Raw genomic sequence first — 24,832 nt, 5'->3', positions numbered from 1 at the left:
CGCTTCTGCCGGCTTCTTGGCCGGTCCGGATGTCTGCTTCATCTTCGCTCCTCAGGGGCTACGATGAACCAGCCATCCTCCGTTCGTGAAGACCCTCATTCTGTCCCACAGGTGCTGACGTCGGACAATCGCACGTCGATTTAGCAGACCCGTGAGCGCATCTGTATCCGCGAGGACCTGCATTGCATGGAGATCGGCCCCAAGTCGCCTCACGCGGTCCTCTGCAGCGTGGGCGGCATTCGAAGCCTCAGCTTCAATGTGCCGAGCATCCGCCTCGGCCATGCCAATACGCCTCAATAGAGACCTAACTGACGCTGACAACTGTAGAACTTCGGGGGAGCCGTGAACACGGTCGGTCATTCTCGCATTTTTATCTCGACCTACGCGATCAACCGCCTCGGTCAACTTAGTCAACGGTTGCGTCAGTCGTGCTGCTACCGATCGGATACCGAACATGCCAGCCAGAGCTGCGCTGAGGCCCAGTACGATGATGAGACCTGTTAACTGTGCGGCTCCTGCGAGCGCGGTATCGATTGGTTGGAGGGCCACGACGATCCAGCCTAGCCCTACATAGTAACCGCGCCCGTGAGTAGGGGCCACCGTTGCAAGCTGATTACCTTCGGCGTTGCGGCTGACGAAATGTCCTGCCCCTAGCTCAGCAGAGGTGTACGGGGATGATCCCAGATTAGGCCCAAGCAGGACGCGACCGGATTGATCGAGGACGACAATATCTTCCTTGAGATCCGAGTTTCTTGAGGAAAGAACCTCGCGTCGGACTACGTCCGCCCATCGCCAGCTTAGATGAACCCCTAGTACGCCGATGACTCGGCCTGACGCATCGCTGACTGGGACGGCCAAATCTACGAACCGGAAGGGGGACCCATCAGCATTCGGTTTGAGCAACGACTGCAACAGTGACGCCGGATGGACGTCCTCGACGGCGGCTTGCTGAGTGCCGTTTTTGAACCAGGGCCGCTGACCGACGTTCGCGCCTTCCAGAACGCCGCCTGTGGCAGCACGTACCTTGCCCTCGCGATCGGCGAACCCGATCCACGCGTAATCCGGCAGTGTCTCCTGCATGCGATCGAGGACTTTGCGAAGGCTGCCGGTGTTTTCCAGCCAATGCGGCTGCAAGGGTTCGAGCTGCGCAAGATTTCGAATCTCCCGCAGACGCTCGGCCATATCTTGATCGAGCCGATCGGCGACTGAACGTGCGACCTGTAGAAGGTTACCCTTAGCCATCTCTGTCGCCTGCCCATTCGCGAGCAGAGCAGCCCCGATTGCAGTCACACTGACGATTGCGAGGCCTATAGCTCCGCTCAGGAGGCTGATTTGGCGCCGTAATAAAATGCGATCTGCAAGCTGCCTGAACATCGTGAACGCCCTCATTGAGGGACGTTCTAACGTTCATTTGATCAGGACTTATGAATCGGGATGGTTAAGTTTGTTCAAATAATCCTTTGAGGTTCAGGACGCTGTCACTTTCCTTGAACGTTGATCGGTGGCCCGCTACGGGGCGGCTGGCGAAGCTTGGTCGCTTGCTCGAACGCATAAGCTAGGCCGAGGAGCTTGCCCTCGGACCATGGCAATCCAAGCAGGTCCATGCCTACGGGAACGCCAAGCGGTGCAGTATCGCTTGGCGGTGAGAACCCGGCCGGAATATTGATCGCCGGGAACCCCGTGAGTCCTGCGACGATGCCGTTGCGGTCAGCCTGATTGAGTTCGCCGATTGGGACCACGAGCCGCTTCTGCAGGGGATAGACAAGTGCGTCGAGCTTCTTGTCCATCATGACCGAAGCTGCATGCGCCTTGAAGGCGGCGATCCGATCAAGCCGCGCTTTGTATTCAGGCTCTTGCATACCGTCCTGTCGAGCCTCCGCACCGGTCAGGAACTTCTCCAATGCCGGTTTGGCGTATTGCCCGGAGGCGAGAATGGCGGCCAAATCCTTGTGGGGGGCGTTGGGCACCGAGGCGAGGTAGGCGTTAAAAAGCGCTTTGAACTCGTAGGTTTGGACGTCATCCTGAGCGTTCAAAGAATCGGCTTCGAAGGCCGGGTCTTCGATGGTGACCAGCACAGCGCCTGCGTCCTGAAGCTGATCCAGTGCCCTTTGCATAACTGCATTCACCGCTTCGTGCTCTGGCTTCGTCCCGAATAGCACCTTGACCACACCGAGCCGGGCGCCCTTTAGCGCATCCGGCTTGAGGAAGTCGGCATAGCTCGCGGACACCTTTCCTTCCCCCTGGGCCGTAAGCGGGTCGCTCGGATCGACGCCTGCCATGGCCTGCAACAGTGCGGCCGCGTCCGAGACGTTACGCGTAAGCGGCCCGATGGCATCCTGGGTCTTCGACACCGGCATAACCCCAGACAGGCTGATCAGGCCCTGGGTCGGACGAAGCCCAACGAGGTTGTTTGCCGAGGCTGGTGAACGGATCGAGTTGACGGTGTCGCTGCCAGTACCCGCCAACGCTAGATTGGCCGCCACGGCCACCCCAGTGCCGCCACTCGACCCACCGGGCGTGCGGGTCAGGTCGTAGGGGTTGCGCACCTGCCCGGCGATAGAGCTGATTGAGACGCCGCCCAACGCCAACTCCTGCATGTTCGCCTTGGCCAGGATGATGACACCCGCTTTTCGCAGCTTGGCCACTGCGAAGGCGTCGTTCGCTGGTCTGGCCCCCTCCAGGGCCTTTGAGCCGCCGGTCGTCGGCATCTCGACGGTGTTATAATTGTCCTTCAGCACCAGGGGCACGCACGCCAGAGGCTCAGCCGCCAACCGACTCGGATCCTTGTCGAATGCGTCCGCCTGCGCGAGAGCGTTCGGATTCAGTGCCCGGATCGCGTTCAGCGTGGGGCCCGTTTGATCGTAGGTGGCGATCCGATCGATGTAGCCCTGGACGAGTGCCCGGCAGGTCAATTGCCCGGCCGCCAGGGCCCGATGAACGTCAGCGATCGTTGCCTCCGTGGGGCTGAACGGACTCTGCGCCGACGCGGGGACAAGGAAGGCGGCCACAAGCACCGCAGGGCTGATCAGCAGGGACTTCAAACTCGAACCTCATACCGAACTGGACGATGCATTCTGTATGCAAGTCGGTGGCCAAGAAGCTGTGGCTCGAGTGCCGAAGCATACAGGTCCGTTCACACTTTCAATCTTAGGTTGACTATAGGACATAAAGTCTATATAAAGTTGATTTGTCGCGCATCATTCGCGATTGATTGGATGCTTTGAATGTCGATGCACCGCCAGTTCAGGCGATCAGCCAAACGACTCCTGCCCCAGCATCAGGTATCCCACACCAACCACCAAGGCCGCCTCCGGGCGGCCTTCGTCGTTTCAGGAGCCCGCCAATGACCCTCACCGTCAGTCACTCGATGGCTGCTGCGCTGCCACCCATGCCCCGGCAGGAGCAGACCCTGCCACCGACGTTGGTGATGCTAGGGCGCGACCAGGGGGGAAAGCCCCACGCCAGCGCATTTGAACCCAATGATGCACCGGCTGCCGAGCGTGCCGCCGTGCTGATGGGTTTCAGAACCTTCGTCGTCGCCGATGAGCATAAAACGCTTGCCAGCAGCCTGCCGAGAGGCCGCGTGTTCGATAGCGGCCGTGCCTTCGTACCATTCTGCTCGAAAGCGGCTTTCGAGCGCCTGCTTGCCGCCGCTGGGCTGCCTGACACCCCAACCCCGATCAAAGCCGCTGGTAAACCCGCTGAGCCCCCTCCGGCACCTTCAGACAACAATGGCGGCGGCGGCGCTGCCGGAGGCGCTGGCGGGGCTGCCAAACCGCCCTTCGATTGGGCCGATATCGCGATTGGTAGCCTCGTTTTAGCGCCCGGTGATGGAAATGATGACGGCTACTATGCCGCCAAGGTCATTGCGACGAAGGCGGACAATCATTTCGTCATGAGGTGGGAAAACTACCCAGAATTAATGGAGTTCACCCGCCATTGGAACGCGCTCGGCTTGCTGCACCCCGGCACTCAGAAGGATAGGTAGCCCGGTGGCAATACCCACCTCCCATTATGTCGCGGCGGAATACGCCGCGACCACCCGCGTTCTGACGATCATGTTGCCCGACGAGTACTGAACTTGGGCGGTCGGTGAGCTTGCCACGCGAGAGCGAACCGGCAGCAAACCACCCCAACGGCCATTCCGCTTTCGACCCAAGCCGGTAGTGAGGACCTTCGCTGTCGCATCCACAAAGCAGCCGTCGCAGAACGCCGCTCAAAGCAGCGTTGCGGTCGGACGGTTGCCAAGCCCGACCGCCGAACGCTCATGTGCGGTTGTCGATCTCAGGCACACCGCTGCTTCGGTCAAGCGACCTGCCGGGGAGCCCCTTTGGCCTGATAAGTCTGTGCCGTTCCCTTTTGAGTGCGCTTGGCCGCGTAGAGCGCTGCATCGGCGTGATGCAAAACCTTGTCGCGGTCGTGCAACGCTTCGCTCGACCAAGCGATGCCGATGGTACCCGTCACCCGTGCGATGTGACCCTGGTCATCCATAACGATCTCAAGGTCGTGCAGGAGGCGGCGCACCATCCGCTCCAGTCCAGCGCGATCGAGGCCGGTAGGTACGACGACGGCAAACTCATCGCCCCCCAGACGTGCCGGGAGCCACCGCTCGTAGGAGGGTGAGCGCAGACGGTCGGCGACACGGCGTAGCACGGCGTCGCCCGCCGCATGTCCAAGCGCATCGTTCACGGCCTTGAAGCCATCGAGATCGATCAGCACCACTCCCACGTCGCCATTCGCCGCGCGCGCCTCATTCAACCGCGCGTCGAGGACGCGGTGGAACTCTGCTCTGTTCGGCAGTTGCGTCAGATCGTCGGTGCGGGCCTGGCGTCGAAGCCGCGTCTCCAATCCATGCTGCTCGGTTATGTCCTGGATCAACCCAATAAGGGCGGCGGGCTTACCCTTGGCCAGCTCGATCTCACAGGAACATCGTACGCGCCGAGTGTTGCCCTTGGCGGTCACTAGGTCTGCCTCCAGTTCGAACGGCTCGCCCGTGTCCAGGGTGCGCATCACCGCGGTCCTGAAGGCGGTGCGGTCAGGCTCGGGGAAGGCACCCATGATATCCCCGGTCGGCTCACCGCCGCTAACGGGCAACTCGTGGATAGCGAAGACGCCATCCGACCAGGAAACGGATCGCTTCTCGATGTCGTACCGGTACGATCCCATGTCGGCCATGCGCTCGGCCTGCTTGAACTGGCGACGCTCGCGTTCCAAGCGTTTCACCGCCATCCGGTGCTCCTCGGCCATCTTTGCGGCACGGAGGGCAAGGGTCCGAGCCTCGATCAGGGCTTCGGCTACGCAAGCCAACTCCGCGAGAAGTTCGAGATCGACCGAAGTCGTATCACGAGGCTGCTCATCAAGGACGCAGAGTGTTCCGACAGTAACCCTATCGCCGTTAGGGCACCGGACGCGAACCGGCACGCCCGCGTAGTAGCGGATGTGCGGTTCGCCCGTGACGAACAGGCTCGTCGCGAAGCGCGGATCGAGGCTGGTATCGGCCACCGTCAACGGTGCTTCGGTCTCGAACACGATGGGGCAGAACGCCTGGGCACGCTGTGTCTCGGCTGCCAGAGGCCCGCAGCGCGCCTTGAACCACTGCCGCTCCGGGGCGACCAGGGTGATTGAGGACATGCCGGTTCCCAGCATGCGTTGTGCGACCTTGGCGAGGGCGTCAAACTCACGCTCAGGCGGCGTGTCGAGAAGGTTGATCTCGTTGAGTGCCTGTTGACGCAGTGCCTCGCGCTGTGTGTCCGACATGATCGTCTGCCACCCGTGTGCGGTCCCATCGAGGCGAGGGCGCCGTCGTGTTGCATACGACGGACAGGCTTAAGTGAGTGTGACCTCAGCTGCGTTCTGAGTCCGGACCGGTTTTTGACCCACGAGTATGCCGGGGAGGGACTGCTGGGATCAGCTAATCTTCCTTGAGCCTTGGCGAAGCGGTTGTGCACCACGACCAAATTGACCGGCCTGTTTTGATGGTTCTTCCCGAAAGCCGACTGGCAACAAACCACCCATATGAGACGTTCCGCGGGCCCATTGGCGCCCCCGAGACTTCGCTGCTCGCTATGGACACCTCTGCCCTCAAAGCTCTTTAGGCTCCTGCAGCACTCGGTAGACCTGCATGCGTGAGCATCCAAGGTCGCGAGCGATGCCTGCCGGGCCCATTCCTGCTGCGTGCAGTGACCGTACCTGCTCGCGGTCGAGGCGGCGCTTACCGCCTGCATATGCTCCCTGAGCCTTTGCGCGTGCGATACCCTCGCGCTGACGCTCTTTGATGAACCGACGCTCCATCTGCGCGACCATGCCAAGCACGGTGAGCATGACGTGGCCCATCGGCCCTTGCGTCGAAACGTGCGGGTCAAGCACTGTGACGAAGGCTTCACGCTGCTCAACCTCATGGATGATGTTGAGCACATCGCGTGTGTCGCGCCCGAGCCGGTCGAGGCGGGCGACCACCAACTCATCGCCGGGGCGAAGAAAGTCGATCACGGTCGCCAGTTCAGTACGACCTTCGCGCGAGCCGCCCGACACCTTTTCCGAGCGGATCAGGGTGCAGCCTTCGGCGGTGAGGCGGGCAAGCTGCCCGTTGATATCCTGGTCGAGGGTCGAAACGCGAGCGTAACCGATGCGGGCCATAGGGTGTCACCTCAGGGTGGTATGCCCACCCCCTCAACCACACCCGCAATAGTCGTCGTCAAGTTGCCCGGCGTCAGCAAGCCGCTCGCGACAGCCGCACGGGGGCAGATCGTGTTGACACCCGTGAAATCATGCAACATGACTAGTTGCATGAGACGTGACAGTCGTTTGTCGGGCGTGCTTCACGTCCTTCTCCATATGGCCGAGTTCGAGGGAGCGGTGACGTCCGAACGGCTGGCTGCAGTCATGGGTACGAACCCCGTGGTGGTGCGCCGTCTGATGGGTGGCTTGCGCGACCTCGGCCTCGTGGCATCCGAGAAGGGCCACGGCGGGGGATGGACGCTGGCCTGCGACCTAGACCAGGTGACGCTGCGTGACGTCTACGTCGCCCTCGGCTCGCCCGGGATCCTCGCCATGGGGCACCGCAGCGATGCGCCGACCTGCCTCGTCGAGCAAGCCGTCAACGCGGCCCTCGGCACGGCCTTCGAGGACGCCGAGCGATTGCTGCTCGAACGGTTCAGTTGCGTCACCCTCGGCCGCCTCAGCGCCGATTTCCATGCGCGTATGGTCAAGCGCGGCTTGTGCGGTCAGGAGAGCTAACCCGATGTCGCGTAGCGACCAACCCGAAACCCTGGACTTTGTCGCGGCCTTCAACGACCCGCAGGCCGCCGCGCTCTACGCCGACGGGCCACGTCGCTTCGTGCCGGGCTACGAGGCCCTGCACCGAATGACAGCCATTCTACTGGGCGAAGGGACGCCAGCAGACGCGCGGGTTCTGGTGCTCGGCGCGGGGGGAGGGCTAGAGCTGCGGGCGCTGGCCGAGGCCCATCCCACTTGGTCCTTCGTCGGCGTCGATCCTGCGCGGGAGATGCTGACCCAAGCCGAACGAACGCTCGGCCCGCTCTTGGACCGGGTCACGCTGGTCCACGGCTTCGTCGACGACGCCCCGTGCGGTCCGTTCGATGCCGCGACCTGCCTTTTGACCCTGCACTTCCTCGAGCCTAACGAGCGCACAGCGACTGTCCGCGCGATCCACCAGCGCTTGAAGCACGCAGCACCGTTCGTGGCGGCACACGGCAGTTTTCCGCAGTCAGAGGATGAGCGACCGCGCTGGCTCGACCGCTACGAATCCTATGCGGTCGCCTCGGGCTCGGATCGAGAGCAAGCCCGCAAGGCCCGAACGGCGGTCGGCGCTCATCTGCCAACGCTGTCTCCCGAGCAGGACGCAGACATCCTGCGGGCAGGCGGGTTTTCAGACGTCGCCCTGTTCTTCGCGGCGTTCACATGGCGCGGGTGGGTAGCCCGAGCGTAGCAGCGGCGGGTTGAAAAGTGTCACATCAGGGCCTTAGAGCTGCGCCCGGTGGTGTCACAGCAATAGGCTTGGCCACCCTGACGTGACCTCGCCGAGGCTCACGGAGTGACGTCACGTCGGGGTATACCCAAACGTGGTGCGTTCGAAGTCGAACGCGTCCTTGACTTTTTGATCAACCCGTGCATTTTGATCTGGCACTTACGCGAAAAGCACTCCGGTGCTTGGTCTAGCGATTCGCTGGATCTAATTCGATTGAGCACTCTTTCCCGGCGTGAAGGCTCGTTGTGCCTTGCCGCCGAAGGACGCTCCGCTCGTCAAGTCACAACGAGCCTTCACGCCTTAGGTAAGTGTTAGACGGTAGCAAGATACAGGAACTGGTGGAGGGCATAGATGCGGAGTCGATCCGTGTTTATGCCCCCACATCAATGATTTTTCTATGCGGCGGACAAGTTGACGCTGAGAAGCCGCATTACTTGTCGCTTAGAAGCGCGTTTCTGCGCTTTGCTTATGACCCCCCTTATGAAAATCATCATATAGTCCTTGCGGAAGAACTAAACTTTGTTTTTCCAAATGATCATTACGATAATATTTTATTATTAGAAGCCGATATGGCTCAGATCGCTGATCTCATTGTTTTGTTTTCTGAGAGTTTTGGCAGCGTCGCAGAATTGGGCGCGTTTGCAATGATAAATCAAATAGCGTCCAATCTTTTGGTTTTTGTTGACGACAAAAATTACAACGCTGACTCGTTTATCAAACTCGGACCAATACTTTCTTTAGAAAAAATGTACGGCGACGGTGCCGTTTGTGTTCTTACTCTTGAAGACCTCAGCATTGATGACATAGCTAACGTTAAAAATTTAAATCTAAATATTTTTAAGGCACGGGCGAACGCGGCTATCGATATTCGGCTTAAAGAAACAAGAGCGCATACGACACTCAATAAAAAAAATGAAGGACATATAATCAAGTTGGTTGTCGGAATGATCCAGCACTACGGAGCTTTAACACTTTCAGAAATCAAGATGCTACTCGAATGCCTTGATATAAATCATAATGACAAACGGATACATCAGTTTTTGCAGTGCGCACTCTTTGCAAAGTGGATAATAAAAGACAAGCGGGGCCTTAGGACTTTTTATAGCGCATTACCGGTGAAGAGCTCTATTGGTTACTCCTTTTCGGCCGATGCTCGCACAAAAAACCGAGAGCGATGGAGGTCTGACGTTCGGACGTTTTTCAAAAATCACGATCCAGATCGCTTCAACAGTATCAGCTTCGCGCTCAAGGACGATCAACAATGAGCGCTCTAGTTGCAAAGCTGGTCCTAGCGACAGGTATAGATCAGTCGTCGGTGCGACGCATAATGTTGAGCGCGCCGCGCAGATATAAGTCTTATTATATCGCAAAAAGAAATGGTGGATTGCGAAAGATATCACAGCCTGCACGAGAGGTAAAAGTCCTCCAGCGTGCGCTGATAGATTTGTTGTTAAGCGACTTGCCGGTTCACAGAACCGCTATGGCCTACCGTGTCGGCACGTCAATCAAAGATAACGCTAACGCTCATAAGACATCGGGGCCAATAATAAAAATCGATTTTACGAACTTCTTTCCGTCAATAAAAAGAAGCGATTGGGCCGATTACTGCCAAAAAACCGGATGTTTAAATGATCCAACAGAGATCGGGCTTACGAGCTCATTACTCTTTCAGTATCAGAAAGAGCATGCTTCTCAAAGATTGGCCATAGGGGCGCCTAGCTCGCCAATGCTATCAAATATCTTAATGTACGAATTTGACTCTGAAATTGAAAGCCGCCTTCAAGGTACGCGTATTGTATACACTCGGTATGCTGATGACCTTACTTTTTCAGCACCAAGGACTGGGTATTTACATGATGTTATGAAGATTGTGCGTGAAACGATGCGCGCAATACCATACCCAAGACTTAAAATCAATCCGGATAAAACTACATATGTGACGACAAAATATCGTAGATCCGTCACCGGACTTACTTTATCGAATGATGGACGCGTTACGATTGGCTGGCGAAAAAAGCGTGAACTTCATGCTGCTGTACATAATGCAAAATTAGATAAATTAAATGCTAAAGGCTTGCAGGCACTCGCTGGTTATCTCGCCTTTGTTCAGTCTGTCGAGCCAAGCTTTTTATCTGTCTTGCGGAATAAATATGGAACAGAAATTATAATGAAAATCAAAGCAGCTAACGTAAAAAAGGCACTGAGGTAGCGCCGTTTGAAAATAGAATAAGGGGTAGCACGTATACTTTGGACTCGAATTTGTCGTGGGGCAACTTATGTGCGCTTGCTGGACTGTAGAATATCAGAAACTATCTCGATGAAGTTTGTAATTTTTCATAATTGAAATAATTTACGCTCCACATAATCAGTGCGCACTGACAACTATTTAGTGGCTCCGTTTGTAAGCAAATCTCTTGGCGTAAGCTCCAGCAATCATCTGAATGCTGGCGCTGGAATTTTTCGCAAGCACTGTGAGCTGCATTCCCACTTCGTAGCGCTCAGCAGATGCGGCGGAATTAGCACGTGCATGGCGAATCAGTTAGCCTCGACCTTCATAAGTTGCCGCCGGTTAATCTCCCGCTTTCACGCACAGCAGGTTAGAACTCTCCCAGGAGAACCGGCCGGGCTGATCTGGGTCGCGGTGCGCCATCAGTAAGTGGCCGAGTTCGTGCACGATGGTGAAGCCGCCGCGGGATTACTCCTGCGCTCGGCGACAATGGTCCCTTCGGAACGCTTCGAGTTGGTAATGAGGCCGCCCTCGAACCCGTCAGTATCGAGATCCTCGATCCCTACGATGCCGAGGCGCGCGCACAACTCCTGGATCGGCACGGGCGCCGCAAGGTTCGGCTCAGCTTGGAGAATGCGTTTGACGAGCGCCTCAGGCGAGACCGCATCCTTGAGGTCTATCCTGCTGATCGGCATCCGCATCGTTCCTTACCGTGCGTGGCCGATGTATCGGCTTGCCACGCACCCGCGATCCAAGACCGGACTGCGACGAGTTCGCGCGAGTGGTAACCCAGCTGCGGCATTGCGAGCAAAGGGCATGCTGGCGTGGCATGGTGGTCCTTATGATCTCGACGGCGTAGGGGAACCCAAGATCGCTGCCGCACTTGCCAAGCTGGCACGGCGGCGAACGCTAGACCGAACAGCTTTTCTCGAAAGCACGGGCGGCTAAAATCAGGCTCAGACGCTTGGCTTGCTCAGCCTGAGATGCCCGTGCGCCTCAGTTGGCGTCATCAATCGGATGGACGCATCGGAAAACCCTCGCTCGCGTAGCTCCGCCCGTTGCTGATTCGTGATCATCAACGACACGGAGGGCGCTGACGCAAGCGGGGCAGCCGTACCGTCCGGCTGAGCGTCGTTCGTTCCGCGCAGACGACCTAGGAATGCCTCCTCTGCGGCCGCCTGATCGAGAAGCGCTCGAAGATAATTGTCAGCCTCTGCCATCAAAACCATTTCCTGCTCCACGCCGTGGGCGGCATAGAGACATGCTGACATGGCACGACGGCGAACGCTTGGCTAAGCGGCCTACATTATGAGGGTGGGTCGGCAGCATCGAGAAAGGACGCGATGCCATGCATCTCCCGCCGTCCAGAGGCAATCGCCCGGAGCTTTTCAATATCGAACGACGGCAACCTGCGAATGGCGGTGGCCTTGGCTTTGAGGGTCACGTCGCCGTAGCTCTCTGCCACCGTGCGCCCGGCATGTCCCATGATCGCGTTGTAGACGCGCGGATTAATCTCAGCCTCCTCGCAAATCGTCGTGAAGAGGTGTCGCCAGCCATGATTCGGCTGAACGTTCGGGTCGGGCACGATGGGCCGAACGAACTCTCGCATCCGATTCAATAAGCCAGCGAGCGGGCCGAGCACATCGCCCCCTTTGCCGGGTGTGAGAAAGAGCGGCCCCTCGGCACTTGCAGCGACAAACGCGGGAAAGCCAAGCTCGACGAGTTGCTGGTGCATCACCACATCCCGCGCCTCATCGGTTTTCACCGTGCCAGCTTCAGGCGTGATGCGAATGACCCACAAATCTCCTTCGCGGCGAAGGTCCATTCGGCGCAACTGACCCATCTCACCCACGCGTGCGCCGCTGAAGGCACAGAGCCATGGAAGCCAACGCTTCGCGGCGGCCGTGCGTACATCTTCCCGCTCGCCCGAAACGTAGTGCAACGCAGCCGAAAGGATGGCTTGAGCTTCGGATTCAATGAAGCCCTTTGGCCGTAGCCTCTGCTTTTTGCCAACCTTAAGGGTCAGCTTGCCCACGGGATTTTCAGGCAGCTTGCTATTGATAACTGCCCAGCCGAACAGTGTCTTCAATGCTGCAAGATCACTGTCTTTGACCGTTTTATTGGACGGCACTTTGCCGGTGCGCTTCAAAGGCGTCTTTAGCCGATAATTTTTGAAATCGACGATATCTTTAGCCGTCACCCGTGTAGCATCGTCGTGCTTCAGGAACGCAACTAGGTAACGGACAGTCTTCTCATAGCTTTCGTGCGTGCTTGGCTTGCGACCGGCGTTCTTTGCTTCTTGCCACCATTCCTCAAATAAGCCGCTCAAGGTAAGTCTGGCGGGTTTTAATACGTGTGCTTTCGACTGATAGCTGCCTGCCGCCCCATGCTTCGCAAGCGGAGGGAACGATCTCGACGGTAGGCTACTAAAATCTCCACTTGCTGCTTGGCCGAGCGTCAAACTGGCGCGGTGGATCGCATTTGATACGGCTCGCGCGAGTCTCGTTCGGCCCACTTCATCAACCCGTAGGCCACGCTCAGAGAGAATGCGGTCGGCTTCAGCTGCGCACCATCGCTCCTGTTCGCGGGCGGGCGAAATGATCGATTCGGTGAGGTCGCGAACCCGCGCCGCCATCGGTCGGTCCAAATCCCATTTCGCGGGTTCAGCCCACATCTGTTCGTAGAGGTCGCCTCGCCAACCAGTCGGCTCGCTCGGGTTATCGCGATAGCGGTCAAGCCAAGCATTATGGACCGCTGCCGCAATTTCCGAGGCTTCCCGCTCGGTGAGAGTCTGTGGGGGTTTCCGTAGGTTAGCCCACCGTGCCTCAACCTCTGCCGACCGGTCGGCGTAGCGTACCCGCGCCTCAGAGGGATCCTTGGTCCCGAGACTAGCGAGTTCCTCGGTTTTGCCGACAAGCGCGCGAAGGTCCTTCGGCACGGCGCGCCGGAACCAAAAAACACCGGTCTTAGGATGGGGCCAGGGTTGTGCCATTCTTAGGGCCATTTGTATCACCCGATTGTATCACTCGGGCAGCCCTAAGTCTCTGATTTTGCTTATTGCTTTTGCGGATCAGCGGCTTAGCCAGCTGATGGTGCCCAGGAAAGATATCGAATAACGCTAAGAAATCAGCGGCCGGAGCCCAAGGTGCGGGAGTAATACCCTCCTTGATGTGAAACGGTTATTTTCCCGACCTCCCGCACCGTTTCGGCCGAATGATCGGCGCTGGGGCGAGCAGCGTGACGCTCCCCGTGGCAATGATTCGTTCTCGGTTATCCCCAGTTCGCACAGGCAGGCGGCGCCGCGATTGACCCCGGAACCCGGAGCGTATGTTGCTTCTTTGTTCTCAAAGAAAGCTCGCAGATGACCGCCGCACAGATCGCCGAGATGCTGTCGATGAGCCAAGCCGAGGTCGTCGCCCTCGCCTACGAAGAGGCGGCCGGCGGCGATGTCGGCCGAGCGCTGCGCGATGCAGTCGAGGACTTCCTTGCGATCGAGGACCGACTTGCTGCCACCGAACGGCTTGTCTCCCGAGGCTTCGTCCGCGGTAGCGCGCCAAACGAGCGCGTATGAGGTGGAGCGCCTCTGCGACGTCCGGGCGGTCCAACTCGTCATTACCTGCGGCCCGTGCGACCGGCGCGGCGTCTACCGCATTGATGGCCTGCGGCGACGGTTCGGGGACAATGCTTCGGTGCTGGACGTCTATCTCCAGCTCACGCAGACATGCCGCTACCAGCGCGAGGTTGGAAGCCGCCAGCCCAACGTCTACGGCGTCGGCTGCAGGGCCAAGCTCGACACCACGGGGGCCGCGACGAAAGGCGGCCTGCCGTCGAGGACATGACCGGATGTGCAATCTCTACAGCCTGGTGACGTCGCAGGCCGAGATCCGGGATTCCTTTGGTGTCTCGTCCGATCGCACCGGCAACCTGCCGGCGATGCCGGGGATCTTTCCCGACCAGCGTGCGCCGATCGTGCGCGTCGGCGCGGACGGCGAACGCGTGATGGAGATGTTCCGCTGGGGCATCCCCGGTCCGAAGCAGTTCGGCGAGCACCCCATCACCAATGTGCGCAACGTGAAGAGCCCGCACTGGCGGCCCTGGCTCAAGCCGGAGTTCCGCTGCCTCGTGCCGGTCTCATCCTTCAGCGAGTACGCCGACACCAAGCCGAAGAAGACCCCGACGTGGTTCGCCCTCGACGAGAACCGGCCACTGTTCGCCTTCGCCGGCATCTGGCGGACCTGGACCGGCGTGCGCGGCACAAAGGCCGAGAACCCCGACCGGATCGAGGAAGAGCACCGCCTGTTCTCGTTCCTGACCTGCGAGCCGAACGGCATCGTCGGCCCCCTCCACCCGAAGGCCATGCCAGTGTTGCTGACGACGCCCGAGGAATGGAGCACCTGGCTCGCAGCCCCCACGGAGATCGCCCTCGAGCTTCAGCGTCCTCTGCCGGACGCTCAAATGCGGATCGTGGCGCAGGGTGCGCGGCGCGATCCGCCAGAATGATGCGGGCAGCTATGCCGGCTTACCCGCGTGGCGCCCGCCACACTTAAACTTGTGAGAAGCTCAGCGTGAATGCACCCATGCGTGACCACCGGCTCATCCTTCCGCCCCTGCAGCGGACCACAGCGGATGCCGAAGCCTTCGCTCGGATCGTCCATGAGGGGCAGTTCGACAAGGCGGGCCGGCCGTATGTCGAGCACCTAGCCGGGGTAGCTCATCGGGCAGCTGCAAAAATCTCTGGCATGCCGGGCATCCTGTCGCCGACGATTGCGAGCGAGGTCGTGCAGATCGCGTGGCTTCATGACGTGGTGGAGGACACGAGGCACACGGCGGACGACCTCCGTATGGAGGGGTTCTCCGATGTCGTAGCTGACGGGGTGTTCGCCCTTACTAAACCGCTCGGAAACGGTGCCTACCTCGATTGGATCAACGATCTCGCCTCGACTGCCTCGCTTTTGATCGTGCTGGTCAAGATCGCTGACATCGAGGACAACTCCGACCCTGAGCGTCTGGCGCTTCTGAATGACGCGACACGGGAGCGCCTGAGCGCGAAGTACGGCGCCGCCCTCCCGATCCTGAAGGACGCGGCCGCGCGGCTGGGTTGGAAGAAGCGATAAGACGATGCCCGGACGACCCGCTGACCGCCACTGCCGTCAGTCCGCTACTCGCCAGATCGTCGCGAATATGGCGCGGCTCGCGGGACTGCTGGGAGTCCCTGTGACCCCGCCGCTATAGCCCGCTGCTCCGCACCCGCCTATGCCGTCCGGCCACCACGCACCGGACCTCATGGCACCTACACCCAAGATCGTCCCCGCTGACCCGCAGGCATGGCGCCAGGGCTTCCTGAACCTCCGGCCGAGCGTCGTGCCGTGCCCCGGCCTCACCATGCAGAGTTGGGCGGGCATGCATGAGAAGTGCGTCGATTTCCTCGACCGCTGGGCCGACGAGGCTGCCGGGCTGGGCTGGACGACGCTGGACCTGTTCGGCGTTCACCCCGAGGCCGGTCTGATCCGCCCGGACTTCTGCGGCGGCATCGTCATGTCGGGTGACAAGGTGTCGGCGTTGACCGCCAACCGGATCGCGTTCGTGAACACCGCCCACTACCGCGACACGCCCGGCCGGCCGACGGGCGCCGTGCCGATTTGGCTGTTCGGGCGGTAGGCCTTGTCCAGCCGGACGGCCAACCGCGGGCCTGTGGGCCCGCCGAGCCCCAGGAACACCGCGCGCCCCCTTCCGTTGTGATCGAGACAGGGAGTGAAATCGATGATCGATGCAGCGCAGATCAAAGAACACACGAACGTGGTCGGATCGGACGGCGAGCATGTCGGTACCGTGGACCATGTCGACAAGGGTGAGATCAAGCTGACGAAGAAAGATCCGGCCGCTGGAGGGCTGCACCACTTCATCCCAGTGGACTTCGTTCAGTCCATCGATGGCGATACCGTCAAGCTCGACCGCCCGGCCGAAGAGGTTAAGCGAGAGTGGTCTACGTCTTGATCAGGCCGCCTCCGCCAGCCCGCCAGCCCGCGGCGAGGTTCCGCGGGCTGGCGGGGCGGGCCGGCCGATGAGATAGCCCTGGACGGCATCGCAGCCGATCTCCCGCAGTAGGGCGAGCTGATCTGCGCTTTCTACCCCTTCGGCCAGGGTGGGAATCTCCATATCGCGGCCCATCTGCGTGACCGCTTTGATCACGGCAAGGGACTGCTTGTCGTGCAGGGCTGCGGCGACGAAACTTCGATCGATCTTGATGCGGTCGAGGGGGAGGTCGCGTAGGTGGGCGAGTGACGAGTAGCCGGTCCCGAAATCGTCCATCGCGATCCGGATCCCGAGTTGCCGGAGCGCAGCCAGGGTATGGGCGATCTGGCGCCCGTCCTCGACCAGAGCCGTCTCGGTGAGTTCGAGTTCGAGGCGTTTGGGCGAAAGGCCGCTTTGCGCGAGCGCGCCCACCACATGGGAAATCAGCGAGGGTGAACGAAGCTGCACCGCCGACACGTTGACCGCAAGGTGCTGCTCCGCAGGCCAGCCAGCGGCCTCCCGGCAGGCTTCCTCCAGCACCCATTTGCCGATCTGAACGATCAGTCCGTTTTCCTCCGCCAGCGGAATGAAGTCGACCGGTGAGATCGCCCCACGCTCCGGATGCGTCCACCGAATCAAGGCTTCGAAGGATACCACCCGGTCGCTCGCAAGGGCGAGGATCGGCTGATAGACCAGGTGAAACTGGCGCGCCGCGAGGGCGTGGCGCAGGTCGTTTTCGAGATGACCGCGGGCAGCGATCGCTTCGATCATTCCGACCTCGTAACTGACCGCCTGTCCACGCCCCCGCCGCTTGGCCTCGTATAGGGCGATATCCGCACGCTGCATGAGATCGTCGGGGCCGGTGCTGTCATAGCTGCAGCATACGCCGACGCTGCAGCCAATGACCGTCGTCACCTCGCCGAGCATGTAGGGAGCTTCGATCTCCGCTACGATCCTCTCGGCGAGCGCCTTCCCCGCCGCCGCGTCGCCCAGCATGAGGATCGCGAGTTCGTCACCGCCATGCCGTGCGATCAGCCCATGGTTGCCGAGACCGCGCAGGCGCGCCGCTACCGCCACAAGGAGCTTGTCTCCCACCGCATGCCCGAACGTGTCATTGACGGATTTGAACCTGTCGAGGTCGATGAGAAGCAAGGTCGATAACCTGGCGCCAAGATGATCGGCCAGCATCCGCTCGCTCAGCGAACGCCGATTGGCCAGTCCGGTCAGGGGATCGTGATATGCGAGATGGGAGATTTCCTCCTGGGCCTCCCTATCCCGGGTCACGTCGTCGTAGGTGAGGACAGCCCCATCCTCCACGGGCTGGCAGGCAATCGACAGAATGCGTCCGTTGTCGAACTGATGCTCGATGCGCGTCTCGGTGCTCTTTCCCATCCAGAGCCAGTGATTATGCACCACCCGGGCGACGCGGGCGCCATCCCACCCGTTGGCTCGGCCGGTCGCTGCCAGGAAATCGTCGAGGCGCATGCCGACAAAGAGGCTGTCCGGCGTGAGCCCGAGCATGGCGCAGAGGCGGGTGTTGTACAGCTGCACCGTTCCGCCCGACGAGATCTTCAGGATGCCGTTCGACATGTTCTGCAGCGCCGTGGCCAGGACGCGCAGGTGAGCCGTTTCCTGAGCCTCGAACCGTCGCGTCGCGGCGAGGGCAACGACGGCGCCGAACATGAGGATCGCCGCGCCTCCTGCGGTCAGGATGCTGAGGGCTACCTGGATGTTCGATCCGTACTCGCCTGCGGGCTGTCCCTCAATCAACGTCCCAGCCAGGGACGTGAAGTGCGCGCCGCACACGGCCACCACGACGAGCGGACAGGCGACAAGATAATCGTACGGGTTGCGCAGGCGGGGCAGGCCGCGCATCAGGCCCATGAAGGCAGCGCCCACGAGGCAGGCCAGGGCATTGGCGACGATTGACTGGAGCTGGGTGCAGCCCTCTATGGCCGCCATACCGGTGATGTGCATCAGCCCGATCCCGGCCCCCGAGGCTGCCCCGAGGAGCGTCCGGGCCCAGGCATGCGCAGGCAGAGTCGAAAGCGCGAACGGGACACCAACAGCTAGGATGGCGATCAGCGCCGAGGCGAGGGTGACACCGTGATTGTAGCTGAGGATGATGTCGGTGCGGTACCCAAGCATCGCTAGGAAGTGGGTCGTCCAAACCCCAAGGCCGGCCGCGAGGGCCGCGCCACCGAGCCGCCACCAATGGCCACGACCGTTCTTGTCCTCTGCCCGGCGAAGGAGGTGCACCATCAGCACTGCGCTGAGTCCACAGATGGTAGCGGCAGCCAAAACGAAGCCGACCGCTTGGCTTTCCAGAAGTGTGATGATCGTTAGCAGCATGCTGCTTCATGATACCGGAAACGTATGCTTTTCCTCAAAAATCAAAGTTAAGTAATAGATACCATCACGCAATTATCGAGGCGATCATAGATTTGACGCCTTAGATACGTCGACTTATTGCCGCACGAAACGGTGGACACGGCAAGCGTTGCATTATTCGGGCGGATGCGAATGCATCTTAGATGCGAAGTATTCTACCTGCGACGTATACCTGCGGCCAAATCGCCGATGCCTCTTCGCTCGCGTTCACGCATGCGCCGTTGGCAACTCGGACACCTGCGTCGTGTAGCGAGGCGAGCGCATCTCGAACTTCGTCGACCACGTCCGCCTCTCGGTGAGCCCGGCGCGCGCCGGTACCACCGATCCCCGGCCGAAACGGCCGTTGCACGCGTCCATCGCCGCCATGAGCGCCCCGCTGCGCTCGCGGTCGAGCCGACCGATCAGCGCGCGCGGCGAGGCCACCAGAGGCATGAGGTCCGTGGTGATGATGCCGGCCTTGCTGTAGCGCCATGGCCGGTCGCCCGGCGCCTCGCGCCAGGTCCGGGCGACGCCGAGCTGTGCCGCCTGGATCAGCACCAGGGAATCGTTCGTCGCCTCGGGCAGGGTCACGGTGGTCGAGACCGACCGCATCGGGTCGCCCCGGTCGTGGGTGGAGGTGTGGTAGAAGACTTCGACGTGGTCGGTGCCGAGGCCCTCACGCCGCAGCTTCTCGCCGAGCCGCGTCGCGTGCGCGGCGACCGCCTGCTCGACCGTGCCGCGATCCTCCACCCGCTGGGAGAACGACCGGGTGACGGCGCAGCCCTTGCGCTGGGCCGGCACCAGCTCGAGGGGCAGGCACGACAGGCCGCGCAGCTCGTGGATGATGCGCTCGCCCACCACCGTCATCGCCTTGCGCACGGGGCGCGGATCGAGGTCGCGTAGGTCCGCCACCGTGTCGACGCCCATGGCCTCGATTTTCGCCGCCGAGGCCCGGCCAATGCCCCAGACCTCGGCCGCCGCGATCCGGCAGAGCCAGTGGTCGTAGGCCACCGGGTCGGTCAGGTCGCACACGCCATCCAGCGATGGGTTGGACTTGGCGATGTGGTTGGCGAGCTTCGCCAGCGTCTTCGTCGCGCCGATGCCGACGCAGGTCGGGATGCCGGTCCAGGCCCGCACCGTGGCACGCAGATCCCGGGCGAGTTCGACCCGCAGGTCCGGGTGCACGTCGGACAGGTCGAGGAAGGACTCATCGATCGAGTAGATCTCCACGCGCGGGGAGAAGTCCCGATAGACCGTGTTCGTGCGCGAGCTCATGTCGCCGTAGAGGGTGTAGTTCGACGAGAACACCCGCACGCCGTCGCGCCGGCACTGCTCGCGGATCTTGAAGAACGGGTCGCCCATCTTGATCCCGAGGGCCTTGGCCTCGGCCGTGCGAGCTATCGCACAGCCATCATTGTTGCTCAGCACGATCACCGGCACCCGAGCGAGTTTCGGGTCGAACACCCGCTCGCACGAGCAGTAGAAGCTGTTGCCGTCGATAAGCGCGATCGCGCGGCTCATCGGACGAGTCCGGCGCGGGCGATGTGCCACCGGATCGAGAAGCGCACCACGCCCCAGATCTCGCCCTCGGCCGCCTCCTGAACGGCGAAGGCCGGCAGGTCCGGGTTCTCGAACGCGAGGCGCGAGACGTTGCCCTCGACGCGCAGACGCTTGATCGACATCTCGCCATCGATCGCGGCCACGACCACGCTGCCGTTGCCGGGCTTCAGGCTGCGATCCACCACCGCGAGGTCGCGATCGAAGATGCCGGCGCCTCGCATGGAATCGCCCGAGATGTTCCATGCGAAGGTCGCCGGCGGGTTCGGTGCAAGCCAGCGTGGGAGCTCCAGGGCACCTTCGAGGAAGTCGTCGGCCGGCGAGGGGAAGCCGGCGCAGAGCGCCTGCCCCATGATCGGGATCCGGACGGCATCCGCGCTGCCGGTGATCAGCTCATCGACGGCGTAAGGGCTCACGAAGCGGTGCTCGCCCGTGCCACGGGCACGCCGCCGCGGATGTAGCCCCGCGAGATCAGGCGATCCCGCTGCATCGTCCGGCGCTCGGCCTCCGCGAGGTCGGCAAGGGCGTCCTCGACCGCCCGCACCAGCGCGGTCCAGGCATCCCCATGTGCGGCCCGGTGATACGCGAGGGCAATCCTCTCGGCCTCGGACAGGCGGATCTCAACAGGCGGCTCATGGGGATGGGCGTGCATCTCGCGTCCGGCTCCTGTTAGAACAGAGCAGGAACAAACCGCATCTCGGCCAGTGGTTCAATCGATACGGCCAAGCCAGGAAACGTGCCGGTGGACGCCTGTGGAGCGCGGGGTAGAACGCCAATGCCGACGCGGCTTTACCGCTTCCACTGCACGGACGGGCACGACCTCGTGGTCGATCTGCGCGGACGGCGGATCCCGACGGTGGCGCTGATGCGCCTTCACGCAGAGCAGGTGGCCCTCGACCTTATGGCCCGGGCTGCGGGGCTCGATTGGGTGGATTGGTACGTCGAGGTCTACGACGAGAAAGGCCGTGCATTGCTGGCGAAGGCGTTCACCGACATTCAGCACGACCGCCGTGCCGGGCGCGGATGACTGGTGGCGACCAGCAGGCATAGCGTCCCCGATCCTTATGAGATTGCCAGATCTGGACGCCTCCGTTCACGCGTGCGTGAGTGCCTTCGTGCAACCGGAGGCCGTGATGCCCGACCCGCAAGATCCCAAAGATCTGGACGTCGCGACCCGGGAGCGCCTGGGCGAGCTCACGCTGGCGCTGGCCGAGGACGTCTTCGCGCTTCGCGATCCACACCTCGATGCGATCATGCGGGACCTGATGCTGCAGGTCGGGCGGGTGATCGCCCGGAACCTAGAGGACCCGTAGGGCTGGGCGCAGCATGGTGGCGGCACCCTGTCGTCGAGCCAAGTTGCGTATCGGCTCGAGCGTGAGATGGGCGTCCTACCCCGCCGGCCCGTGATCAGATCGGGCGGCGGGGTAGTTACGTTCAGTCGAAGCGGGCGTTTTCTTATTTCTTCGCGTCGCCTTCTGGGCGCTCAGAAGCCTTCCACTCAGCCATGGTCTCCCGGGCCGTTTTAGTCAGGATGACGGTGTCGCCGTTCAGCGTGCCAACCCAGGACGACGGGATGGTGTGATGCTGGCCGTCGGCCGCCGGATCGTTTTTCGTCAGTTTGATGTCTTTGCCATCGTATTTATCGACCGTCCCAACGTGGATCTTGTCGGAACCGACAACCTCCATGTGTTCGCGAACTACGCTGTTGGTTGTCTTGGCAGCGGGCTCCTGGGCATGCGCCAGCGGCACCAGCGCGCACGACGAGGCGATAATCAGGCAAGCGGTAGTAATGGCACGACGCATGGTGAAATCCTGTTCAATGATTGGGGGGGCGGCCGTCAACGCGGCCGTTGAAGCGGCCGTTCCTGGCCGCATCGCCGCATTCGCGGGCACACAATTAGAATGGGTAAGCTGTGGCAACTCGTGTCGTTGCGCATGCGCCATCGGCATTTCTGCGACCAGAAAAGTGCGAAAAGAGCTCCGAATCTCAAACCTTACCAATTAATTTGCTTCTCGATGGATTTGGAGAGGTTTGGCTTATGCTTTCGAATGGGGGATACCCCTAGGCGAGCGTTCGACAACCAACGGAGATGGACGTGAGTGCCGTTTCGATACCTGTTCCTGAAGTCGATGCCGCTCACGAGCGTCTGTCGGAGGTGTCTCGACTCGCGACGCTCCTCGCCGACCGGGTTCTCGACGCGCAAATCATGAAGCGTCCGGTTCCGGACGACCACATCCGCTCGCTTCTTGATGCCGGCCTGCTGCTGAAGGAGCACGGTATCGAGTTGCCGTCCCTGCTTGGGCAGATCATGCTTGCCGCGGAAGGGCCGGCGCCGGAAGTCGCGGCCGAGCCAGGTCGGCTGGCTCGGGTCCTTCGGCCGTTCCAACGAACGAAGGGCTGAGAATGCTTCTTATGCCGCGGGATCGTGTTCCATTTCGGTGCAGTTGACCTGCACATTTGAACGCGGAGTCACCGTCATGGCCCAGACCCGTTACTCCAACCCAGATCCCATCGAAGAAGGCGCACAGGCCCGTATTCACGGCCGGCCGAAAGATGCCTGCCCCTACCCGCGTGACAGCGAGGAACGCGCGTCCTGGATGGAAGGCTATGACGGCACACCTCGCGACGATGGTCCGGATCCCCGTTTGTGATGAGTAAGGCTTCACACCAGTAGGGAGCTCCGATGACCAGGATCACAGAGGCCCAGGCCGCCCAGCATCCTGATGCAATCGCGGGAAAAGCTGCCCTTGAAGCTCGATTGGAACGGCTATCTCCTGCCGAACGGGCGGCGTTCTATCGGGCAATAAGGCTCTGTTTCGCCTCGGGCTGTTCTGGAGCGCCCGGCGAGCACCGAGCCCGCTGATGAGAACGAGCTGCATCGGGAAATAAAGAGAGGAAGAGCCCGTGTCGGATACCCCGGAAGCAGACCAGATCGCGCGTGACTTCGCTGAGAACGTCTATGCCGCCTACGCACACCAGGCGACCTCGGCGATCCATCCCAGCAATGAGCAGGTGCTCGTGACCCGCCTTGTCGAAGCAATCCGGCCGGTGATCGGAGGATCATCCGACGGCCTCATCCGAGCGTCCAATGCTGTTCTCGATGACTGGGAGAGCAACAACCTCGATGTGCGAGGCCCACGCGTCGTGGCGGCGCTGCCTGCTGAACGCTCCGTCTCAATGGAGTTCGGATAGAGGGTGTTATCCCGCAGACACACCTTCAGCGCTTCACCTTCTACGTGCGCAGGGCGTGCTGCGGTAGCGCGTCACAGGAACGAAGCCTTGTTTACTCGCTTCACAAACTGTTCCCCATCGGCAGGAGCGCACCATGGATGACGATCGCGTTTGGTCCTTCGAGAAGAGTCTCTGGGACGGCAGTCCGGATCACTACCGCGAACTGATTGATGACGAGTGTCTGATGGTGCTGCCGCACCCTCCGTTCGTGCTGAGCGGTCAGCAGGCCATTGAGGCCGTCGCGAACACACCTCGCTGGACCAGTGTTGCGTTTTCAAAAGAGCAGATTGCCCGCCCGCAAGAGGGTATCATTGTGGTCGCGTATCAGGTTGCGGCGTCTCGCGACGACGAGACCTACGAAGCGAATTGCACATCGACGTACCGGCGACTGGAACACGAAGTCTGGCGGGTCATCCAGCACCAGCAGACGCCGCCGCTCGCTCGGGCTGGTACGGTCGAGACCAAAGAGCAGTAAGTCCCACGCAACACCTTCCTCCGGCCATTGCATTTTCATCGCAATTCAGCCCGGGCGCAGTTTGCTGCATTTGCTGTCGATGGAGCTTCTGTAAGCCTGATTCGTTCAAATAAAGAAACCCGCCGCGGCTTGGGCCGGGCGGGTAAGTCTACTTGGCTCGCCGCTTGAAATCAGCGGCCGCCACCGCCCGCACTGCTGTTCGGCACAGCTTGCTCGGGCTTGCTGGCATTACCGCCTGCGGCCGAGTCTGTCGTCGCAGTCTCAGCACCCGTGGCACCACGCGAGACCGAAACGCTGGGGTCGTTGCCCGTGGTGTTCGGCTGCCCCTGGGCAACGGGCGCAGTTCCCGGTCCGGGTCCAGTCGCGGGCCCGATGGAAGACTGTGCGAGAGCCGAGAAGCTACACAGCGAGGCGCCCAAGGCGAGAACGAGAATTTTGGTCATATGTCCTCCGGATCTAAACCTAACCGGCAACCACCGCTTCCGCCTGTCCGTTCCGACAAGAGGACCAAATCAAGCTAGGTCGTTCTGTTCCTTGGGGTCCTCGGGTAGTTGCTCCGCCGGGTCAATCGTCTCCTGGGTGTGGCTACCTTCGATATTTGAAGTCTTCGTGATCACCTGATCCATCGGCACGCTCAAGGTGTCTTGCGGATTAGGCGCAGTCGGCGCGGTGGTCGCTTCACTTGGGGGCGCCTTCTTTTCGCTCATCGGTTCCTCGCAGGCTTCTCGAATGGCACCAACGGTTGGATGGCACGGATGTTCGAGCTGGTGCTTATCCACCCTTCATTTTTAGGAGGGGCCGAGGGCCTGCAAGAAAGGCTGCCGCAGTTGTTACCGTGCGGGTCAGAACAGATCGTCGCGCCCGCGCGTCGCGGCTAGCCGAGCTGCGGTTTCCCCTCGTGTGCCCTGCTCCAGACTGTCCTCGCCTCGATGTGGGCATCAAAAAGTTCGCGCAACCGGCTGCCCGGTTCAC

29 protein-coding genes and 1 pseudogene are annotated in these 24,832 nt (G+C 61.1%); 17 read left to right on the top strand and 13 right to left on the bottom strand.

The window, feature by feature from the left end:
* Positions 1–51: 51 nt before the first annotated feature.
* Both FV218_RS12640 and FV218_RS12635 read right to left on the bottom strand, forming a co-directional pair.
* Positions 52–1,182: a cache domain-containing protein gene (locus FV218_RS12640; protein ID WP_246685097.1), complete on the bottom strand. Its 1,131-nt coding sequence runs from the start codon at positions 1,180–1,182 to the stop codon at positions 52–54.
* Positions 1,183–1,478: 296 nt separating this feature from the next.
* Complete coding sequence (locus tag FV218_RS12635; protein ID WP_246685096.1) at positions 1,479–3,041, bottom strand: amidase family protein; 1,563 nt, start codon at positions 3,039–3,041, stop codon at positions 1,479–1,481.
* 302 nt (positions 3,042–3,343) lie between these two features.
* On the opposite strand from FV218_RS12635, the gene FV218_RS12630 reads away from it, so the two are divergent.
* Positions 3,344–3,988, top strand: a complete 645-nt coding sequence (locus FV218_RS12630) for a hypothetical protein (RefSeq protein ID WP_147709981.1) — start codon at positions 3,344–3,346, stop codon at positions 3,986–3,988.
* 317 nt (positions 3,989–4,305) lie between these two features.
* Here the strand turns inward: FV218_RS12630 and FV218_RS12625 are convergent, their stop codons facing one another.
* A complete protein-coding gene (locus tag FV218_RS12625; protein ID WP_056088102.1) occupies positions 4,306–5,757 on the bottom strand; it encodes a diguanylate cyclase in 1,452 nt (483 codons plus the stop codon).
* Positions 5,758–6,081: 324 nt separating this feature from the next.
* Complete coding sequence (locus FV218_RS12620; RefSeq protein WP_147709980.1) at positions 6,082–6,636, bottom strand: recombinase family protein; 555 nt, start codon at positions 6,634–6,636, stop codon at positions 6,082–6,084.
* Between the two features lie 150 nt (positions 6,637–6,786).
* Between FV218_RS12620 and FV218_RS12615 the strand changes: the two genes are divergently transcribed.
* The 4 genes from FV218_RS12615 to FV218_RS12600 all read left to right on the top strand — a co-directional run bounded on the left by FV218_RS12615 (position 6,787) and on the right by FV218_RS12600 (position 10,196).
* Complete coding sequence (locus FV218_RS12615; RefSeq protein ID WP_147709979.1) at positions 6,787–7,236, top strand: Rrf2 family transcriptional regulator; 450 nt, start codon at positions 6,787–6,789, stop codon at positions 7,234–7,236.
* A gap of 4 nt (positions 7,237–7,240) precedes the next feature.
* Positions 7,241–7,948 (top strand): class I SAM-dependent methyltransferase, encoded by a 708-nt coding sequence (locus FV218_RS12610; protein ID WP_147709978.1) that lies wholly within the window; start codon positions 7,241–7,243, stop codon positions 7,946–7,948.
* 347 nt (positions 7,949–8,295) lie between these two features.
* Positions 8,296–9,252, top strand: coding sequence for a retron St85 family effector protein (locus FV218_RS12605; RefSeq protein WP_147709977.1), 957 nt, complete (start codon positions 8,296–8,298; stop codon positions 9,250–9,252).
* Positions 9,249–10,196, top strand: a complete 948-nt coding sequence (locus tag FV218_RS12600) for a retron St85 family RNA-directed DNA polymerase (protein WP_147709976.1) — start codon at positions 9,249–9,251, stop codon at positions 10,194–10,196. Before FV218_RS12605 ends, FV218_RS12600 begins: the two co-directional genes overlap by 4 nt.
* 440 nt (positions 10,197–10,636) lie before the next feature.
* Here the strand turns inward: FV218_RS12600 and FV218_RS12595 are convergent, their stop codons facing one another.
* The 3 genes and pseudogenes from FV218_RS12595 to FV218_RS23505 form a co-directional block, all read right to left on the bottom strand.
* Positions 10,637–10,909, bottom strand: coding sequence for a hypothetical protein (locus tag FV218_RS12595; protein ID WP_147709975.1), 273 nt, complete (start codon positions 10,907–10,909; stop codon positions 10,637–10,639).
* 611 nt (positions 10,910–11,520) lie between these two features.
* Positions 11,521–12,849 carry a phage integrase N-terminal SAM-like domain-containing protein gene (locus FV218_RS12590; protein ID WP_187273044.1) on the bottom strand — a complete coding sequence of 443 codons (1,329 nt, stop codon included), beginning with the start codon at positions 12,847–12,849 and terminating at the stop codon, positions 11,521–11,523.
* 177 nt (positions 12,850–13,026) lie between these two features.
* Positions 13,027–13,206: pseudogene (locus FV218_RS23505) on the bottom strand (DUF6538 domain-containing protein); the annotation flags it as partial.
* Positions 13,207–13,575: 369 nt separating this feature from the next.
* Between FV218_RS23505 and FV218_RS12585 the strand changes: the two are divergent.
* The 6 genes from FV218_RS12585 (at position 13,576) to FV218_RS12560 (ending at position 16,208) form a co-directional block, all read left to right on the top strand.
* The gene (locus FV218_RS12585; RefSeq protein WP_147709974.1) at positions 13,576–13,785 is read left to right on the top strand and encodes a hypothetical protein; all 210 of its coding nucleotides are present in this window, start codon (positions 13,576–13,578) and stop codon (positions 13,783–13,785) included.
* A 1-nt stretch (position 13,786) separates the two neighbouring features.
* Positions 13,787–14,053 (top strand): hypothetical protein, encoded by a 267-nt coding sequence (locus tag FV218_RS12580; protein WP_147709973.1) that lies wholly within the window; start codon positions 13,787–13,789, stop codon positions 14,051–14,053.
* Between the two features lie 4 nt (positions 14,054–14,057).
* Entirely contained in the window at positions 14,058–14,714 is a 657-nt protein-coding gene (locus FV218_RS12575; RefSeq protein WP_147709972.1) for an SOS response-associated peptidase, read from the top strand.
* A 65-nt stretch (positions 14,715–14,779) separates the two neighbouring features.
* Complete coding sequence (locus tag FV218_RS12570) at positions 14,780–15,328, top strand: metal-dependent phosphohydrolase (RefSeq protein ID WP_246685095.1); 549 nt, start codon at positions 14,780–14,782, stop codon at positions 15,326–15,328.
* A 169-nt stretch (positions 15,329–15,497) separates the two neighbouring features.
* Positions 15,498–15,872 carry a hypothetical protein gene (locus FV218_RS12565; RefSeq protein ID WP_147709971.1) on the top strand — a complete coding sequence of 125 codons (375 nt, stop codon included), beginning with the start codon at positions 15,498–15,500 and terminating at the stop codon, positions 15,870–15,872.
* A 102-nt stretch (positions 15,873–15,974) separates the two neighbouring features.
* On the top strand, positions 15,975–16,208 hold the full coding sequence (locus FV218_RS12560) for a DUF2171 domain-containing protein (RefSeq protein WP_147709970.1): 234 nt from the start codon (positions 15,975–15,977) through the stop codon (positions 16,206–16,208).
* On the opposite strand, the gene FV218_RS12555 is transcribed toward FV218_RS12560, so the two are convergent.
* The 4 genes from FV218_RS12555 to FV218_RS12540 form a co-directional block, all read right to left on the bottom strand.
* On the bottom strand, positions 16,209–18,578 hold the full coding sequence (locus FV218_RS12555; RefSeq protein WP_147709969.1) for an EAL domain-containing protein: 2,370 nt from the start codon (positions 18,576–18,578) through the stop codon (positions 16,209–16,211).
* A gap of 246 nt (positions 18,579–18,824) precedes the next feature.
* Positions 18,825–20,117: a Y-family DNA polymerase gene (locus tag FV218_RS12550; RefSeq protein WP_147709968.1), complete on the bottom strand. Its 1,293-nt coding sequence runs from the start codon at positions 20,115–20,117 to the stop codon at positions 18,825–18,827.
* A complete protein-coding gene (umuD, locus tag FV218_RS12545) occupies positions 20,114–20,506 on the bottom strand; it encodes a translesion error-prone DNA polymerase V autoproteolytic subunit (RefSeq protein ID WP_147709983.1) in 393 nt (130 codons plus the stop codon). Before umuD ends, FV218_RS12550 begins: the two co-directional genes overlap by 4 nt.
* Before the next feature lie 59 nt (positions 20,507–20,565).
* Complete coding sequence (locus tag FV218_RS12540; protein WP_147709967.1) at positions 20,566–20,805, bottom strand: hypothetical protein; 240 nt, start codon at positions 20,803–20,805, stop codon at positions 20,566–20,568.
* A gap of 123 nt (positions 20,806–20,928) precedes the next feature.
* Here FV218_RS12540 and FV218_RS12535 point away from each other — a divergent pair, with 123 nt between their 5' ends.
* Both FV218_RS12535 and FV218_RS12530 read left to right on the top strand, forming a co-directional pair.
* Positions 20,929–21,180, top strand: coding sequence for a hypothetical protein (locus FV218_RS12535; RefSeq protein ID WP_147709966.1), 252 nt, complete (start codon positions 20,929–20,931; stop codon positions 21,178–21,180).
* 106 nt (positions 21,181–21,286) lie between these two features.
* Positions 21,287–21,466 (top strand): hypothetical protein, encoded by a 180-nt coding sequence (locus FV218_RS12530; RefSeq protein WP_147709965.1) that lies wholly within the window; start codon positions 21,287–21,289, stop codon positions 21,464–21,466.
* Positions 21,467–21,608: 142 nt separating this feature from the next.
* On the opposite strand, the gene FV218_RS12525 is transcribed toward FV218_RS12530, so the two are convergent.
* A complete protein-coding gene (locus tag FV218_RS12525) occupies positions 21,609–21,839 on the bottom strand; it encodes a DUF2171 domain-containing protein (protein WP_246685098.1) in 231 nt (76 codons plus the stop codon).
* Positions 21,840–22,249: 410 nt separating this feature from the next.
* On the opposite strand from FV218_RS12525, the gene FV218_RS12520 reads away from it, so the two are divergent.
* The 4 genes from FV218_RS12520 (at position 22,250) to FV218_RS12505 (ending at position 23,860) form a co-directional block, all read left to right on the top strand.
* Positions 22,250–22,555, top strand: coding sequence for a hypothetical protein (locus FV218_RS12520; protein WP_246685094.1), 306 nt, complete (start codon positions 22,250–22,252; stop codon positions 22,553–22,555).
* Positions 22,556–22,631: 76 nt separating this feature from the next.
* Positions 22,632–22,805: a ribosome modulation factor gene (locus FV218_RS22770; protein WP_187273043.1), complete on the top strand. Its 174-nt coding sequence runs from the start codon at positions 22,632–22,634 to the stop codon at positions 22,803–22,805.
* A gap of 253 nt (positions 22,806–23,058) precedes the next feature.
* The gene (locus tag FV218_RS12510) at positions 23,059–23,346 is read left to right on the top strand and encodes a hypothetical protein (protein WP_147709961.1); all 288 of its coding nucleotides are present in this window, start codon (positions 23,059–23,061) and stop codon (positions 23,344–23,346) included.
* Between the two features lie 133 nt (positions 23,347–23,479).
* A complete protein-coding gene (locus FV218_RS12505; protein ID WP_147709960.1) occupies positions 23,480–23,860 on the top strand; it encodes a DUF4440 domain-containing protein in 381 nt (126 codons plus the stop codon).
* Between the two features lie 512 nt (positions 23,861–24,372).
* On the opposite strand, the gene FV218_RS12495 is transcribed toward FV218_RS12505, so the two are convergent.
* The gene (locus FV218_RS12495) at positions 24,373–24,567 is read right to left on the bottom strand and encodes a hypothetical protein (protein WP_147709958.1); all 195 of its coding nucleotides are present in this window, start codon (positions 24,565–24,567) and stop codon (positions 24,373–24,375) included.
* Positions 24,568–24,832: the final 265 nt, after the last annotated feature.

The organism is Methylobacterium sp. WL69 (assembly GCF_008039485.1).
Taxonomy (GTDB): domain Bacteria; phylum Pseudomonadota; class Alphaproteobacteria; order Rhizobiales; family Beijerinckiaceae; genus Methylobacterium.
Note: the sequence above shows the minus strand (reverse complement) of the source record. Positions and strands in the feature narration are given on the sequence as shown.

Coding starts and splice junctions, on each gene's coding strand:
- FV218_RS12625 (WP_056088102.1), bottom strand. CDS start 5,757: ATGTCGGACACACAGCGCGAGGCACTGCGTCAACAGGCACTCAACGAG.
- FV218_RS12640 (WP_246685097.1), bottom strand. CDS start 1,182: ATGGCCGAGCGTCTGCGGGAGATTCGAAATCTTGCGCAGCTCGAACCC.
- FV218_RS12555 (WP_147709969.1), bottom strand. CDS start 18,578: ATGCTGCTAACGATCATCACACTTCTGGAAAGCCAAGCGGTCGGCTTC.
- FV218_RS12610 (WP_147709978.1), top strand. CDS start 7,241: ATGTCGCGTAGCGACCAACCCGAAACCCTGGACTTTGTCGCGGCCTTC.
- FV218_RS12585 (WP_147709974.1), top strand. CDS start 13,576: ATGACCGCCGCACAGATCGCCGAGATGCTGTCGATGAGCCAAGCCGAG.
- FV218_RS12620 (WP_147709980.1), bottom strand. CDS start 6,636: ATGGCCCGCATCGGTTACGCTCGCGTTTCGACCCTCGACCAGGATATC.
- FV218_RS12560 (WP_147709970.1), top strand. CDS start 15,975: ATGATCGATGCAGCGCAGATCAAAGAACACACGAACGTGGTCGGATCG.
- FV218_RS12600 (WP_147709976.1), top strand. CDS start 9,249: ATGAGCGCTCTAGTTGCAAAGCTGGTCCTAGCGACAGGTATAGATCAG.
- FV218_RS12550 (WP_147709968.1), bottom strand. CDS start 20,117: ATGAGCCGCGCGATCGCGCTTATCGACGGCAACAGCTTCTACTGCTCG.
- FV218_RS12575 (WP_147709972.1), top strand. CDS start 14,058: ATGTGCAATCTCTACAGCCTGGTGACGTCGCAGGCCGAGATCCGGGAT.
- FV218_RS12530 (WP_147709965.1), top strand. CDS start 21,287: ATGCCCGACCCGCAAGATCCCAAAGATCTGGACGTCGCGACCCGGGAG.
- FV218_RS12495 (WP_147709958.1), bottom strand. CDS start 24,567: ATGAGCGAAAAGAAGGCGCCCCCAAGTGAAGCGACCACCGCGCCGACT.
- FV218_RS12630 (WP_147709981.1), top strand. CDS start 3,344: ATGACCCTCACCGTCAGTCACTCGATGGCTGCTGCGCTGCCACCCATG.
- FV218_RS22770 (WP_187273043.1), top strand. CDS start 22,632: ATGGCCCAGACCCGTTACTCCAACCCAGATCCCATCGAAGAAGGCGCA.
- FV218_RS12505 (WP_147709960.1), top strand. CDS start 23,480: ATGGATGACGATCGCGTTTGGTCCTTCGAGAAGAGTCTCTGGGACGGC.
- FV218_RS12535 (WP_147709966.1), top strand. CDS start 20,929: ATGCCGACGCGGCTTTACCGCTTCCACTGCACGGACGGGCACGACCTC.
- umuD (WP_147709983.1), bottom strand. CDS start 20,506: ATGGGGCAGGCGCTCTGCGCCGGCTTCCCCTCGCCGGCCGACGACTTC.
- FV218_RS12540 (WP_147709967.1), bottom strand. CDS start 20,805: ATGCACGCCCATCCCCATGAGCCGCCTGTTGAGATCCGCCTGTCCGAG.
- FV218_RS12590 (WP_187273044.1), bottom strand. CDS start 12,849: ATGGCGGCGCGGGTTCGCGACCTCACCGAATCGATCATTTCGCCCGCC.
- FV218_RS12595 (WP_147709975.1), bottom strand. CDS start 10,909: ATGCCGATCAGCAGGATAGACCTCAAGGATGCGGTCTCGCCTGAGGCG.
- FV218_RS12565 (WP_147709971.1), top strand. CDS start 15,498: ATGGCACCTACACCCAAGATCGTCCCCGCTGACCCGCAGGCATGGCGC.
- FV218_RS12615 (WP_147709979.1), top strand. CDS start 6,787: ATGAGACGTGACAGTCGTTTGTCGGGCGTGCTTCACGTCCTTCTCCAT.
- FV218_RS12525 (WP_246685098.1), bottom strand. CDS start 21,839: ATGGAGGTTGTCGGTTCCGACAAGATCCACGTTGGGACGGTCGATAAA.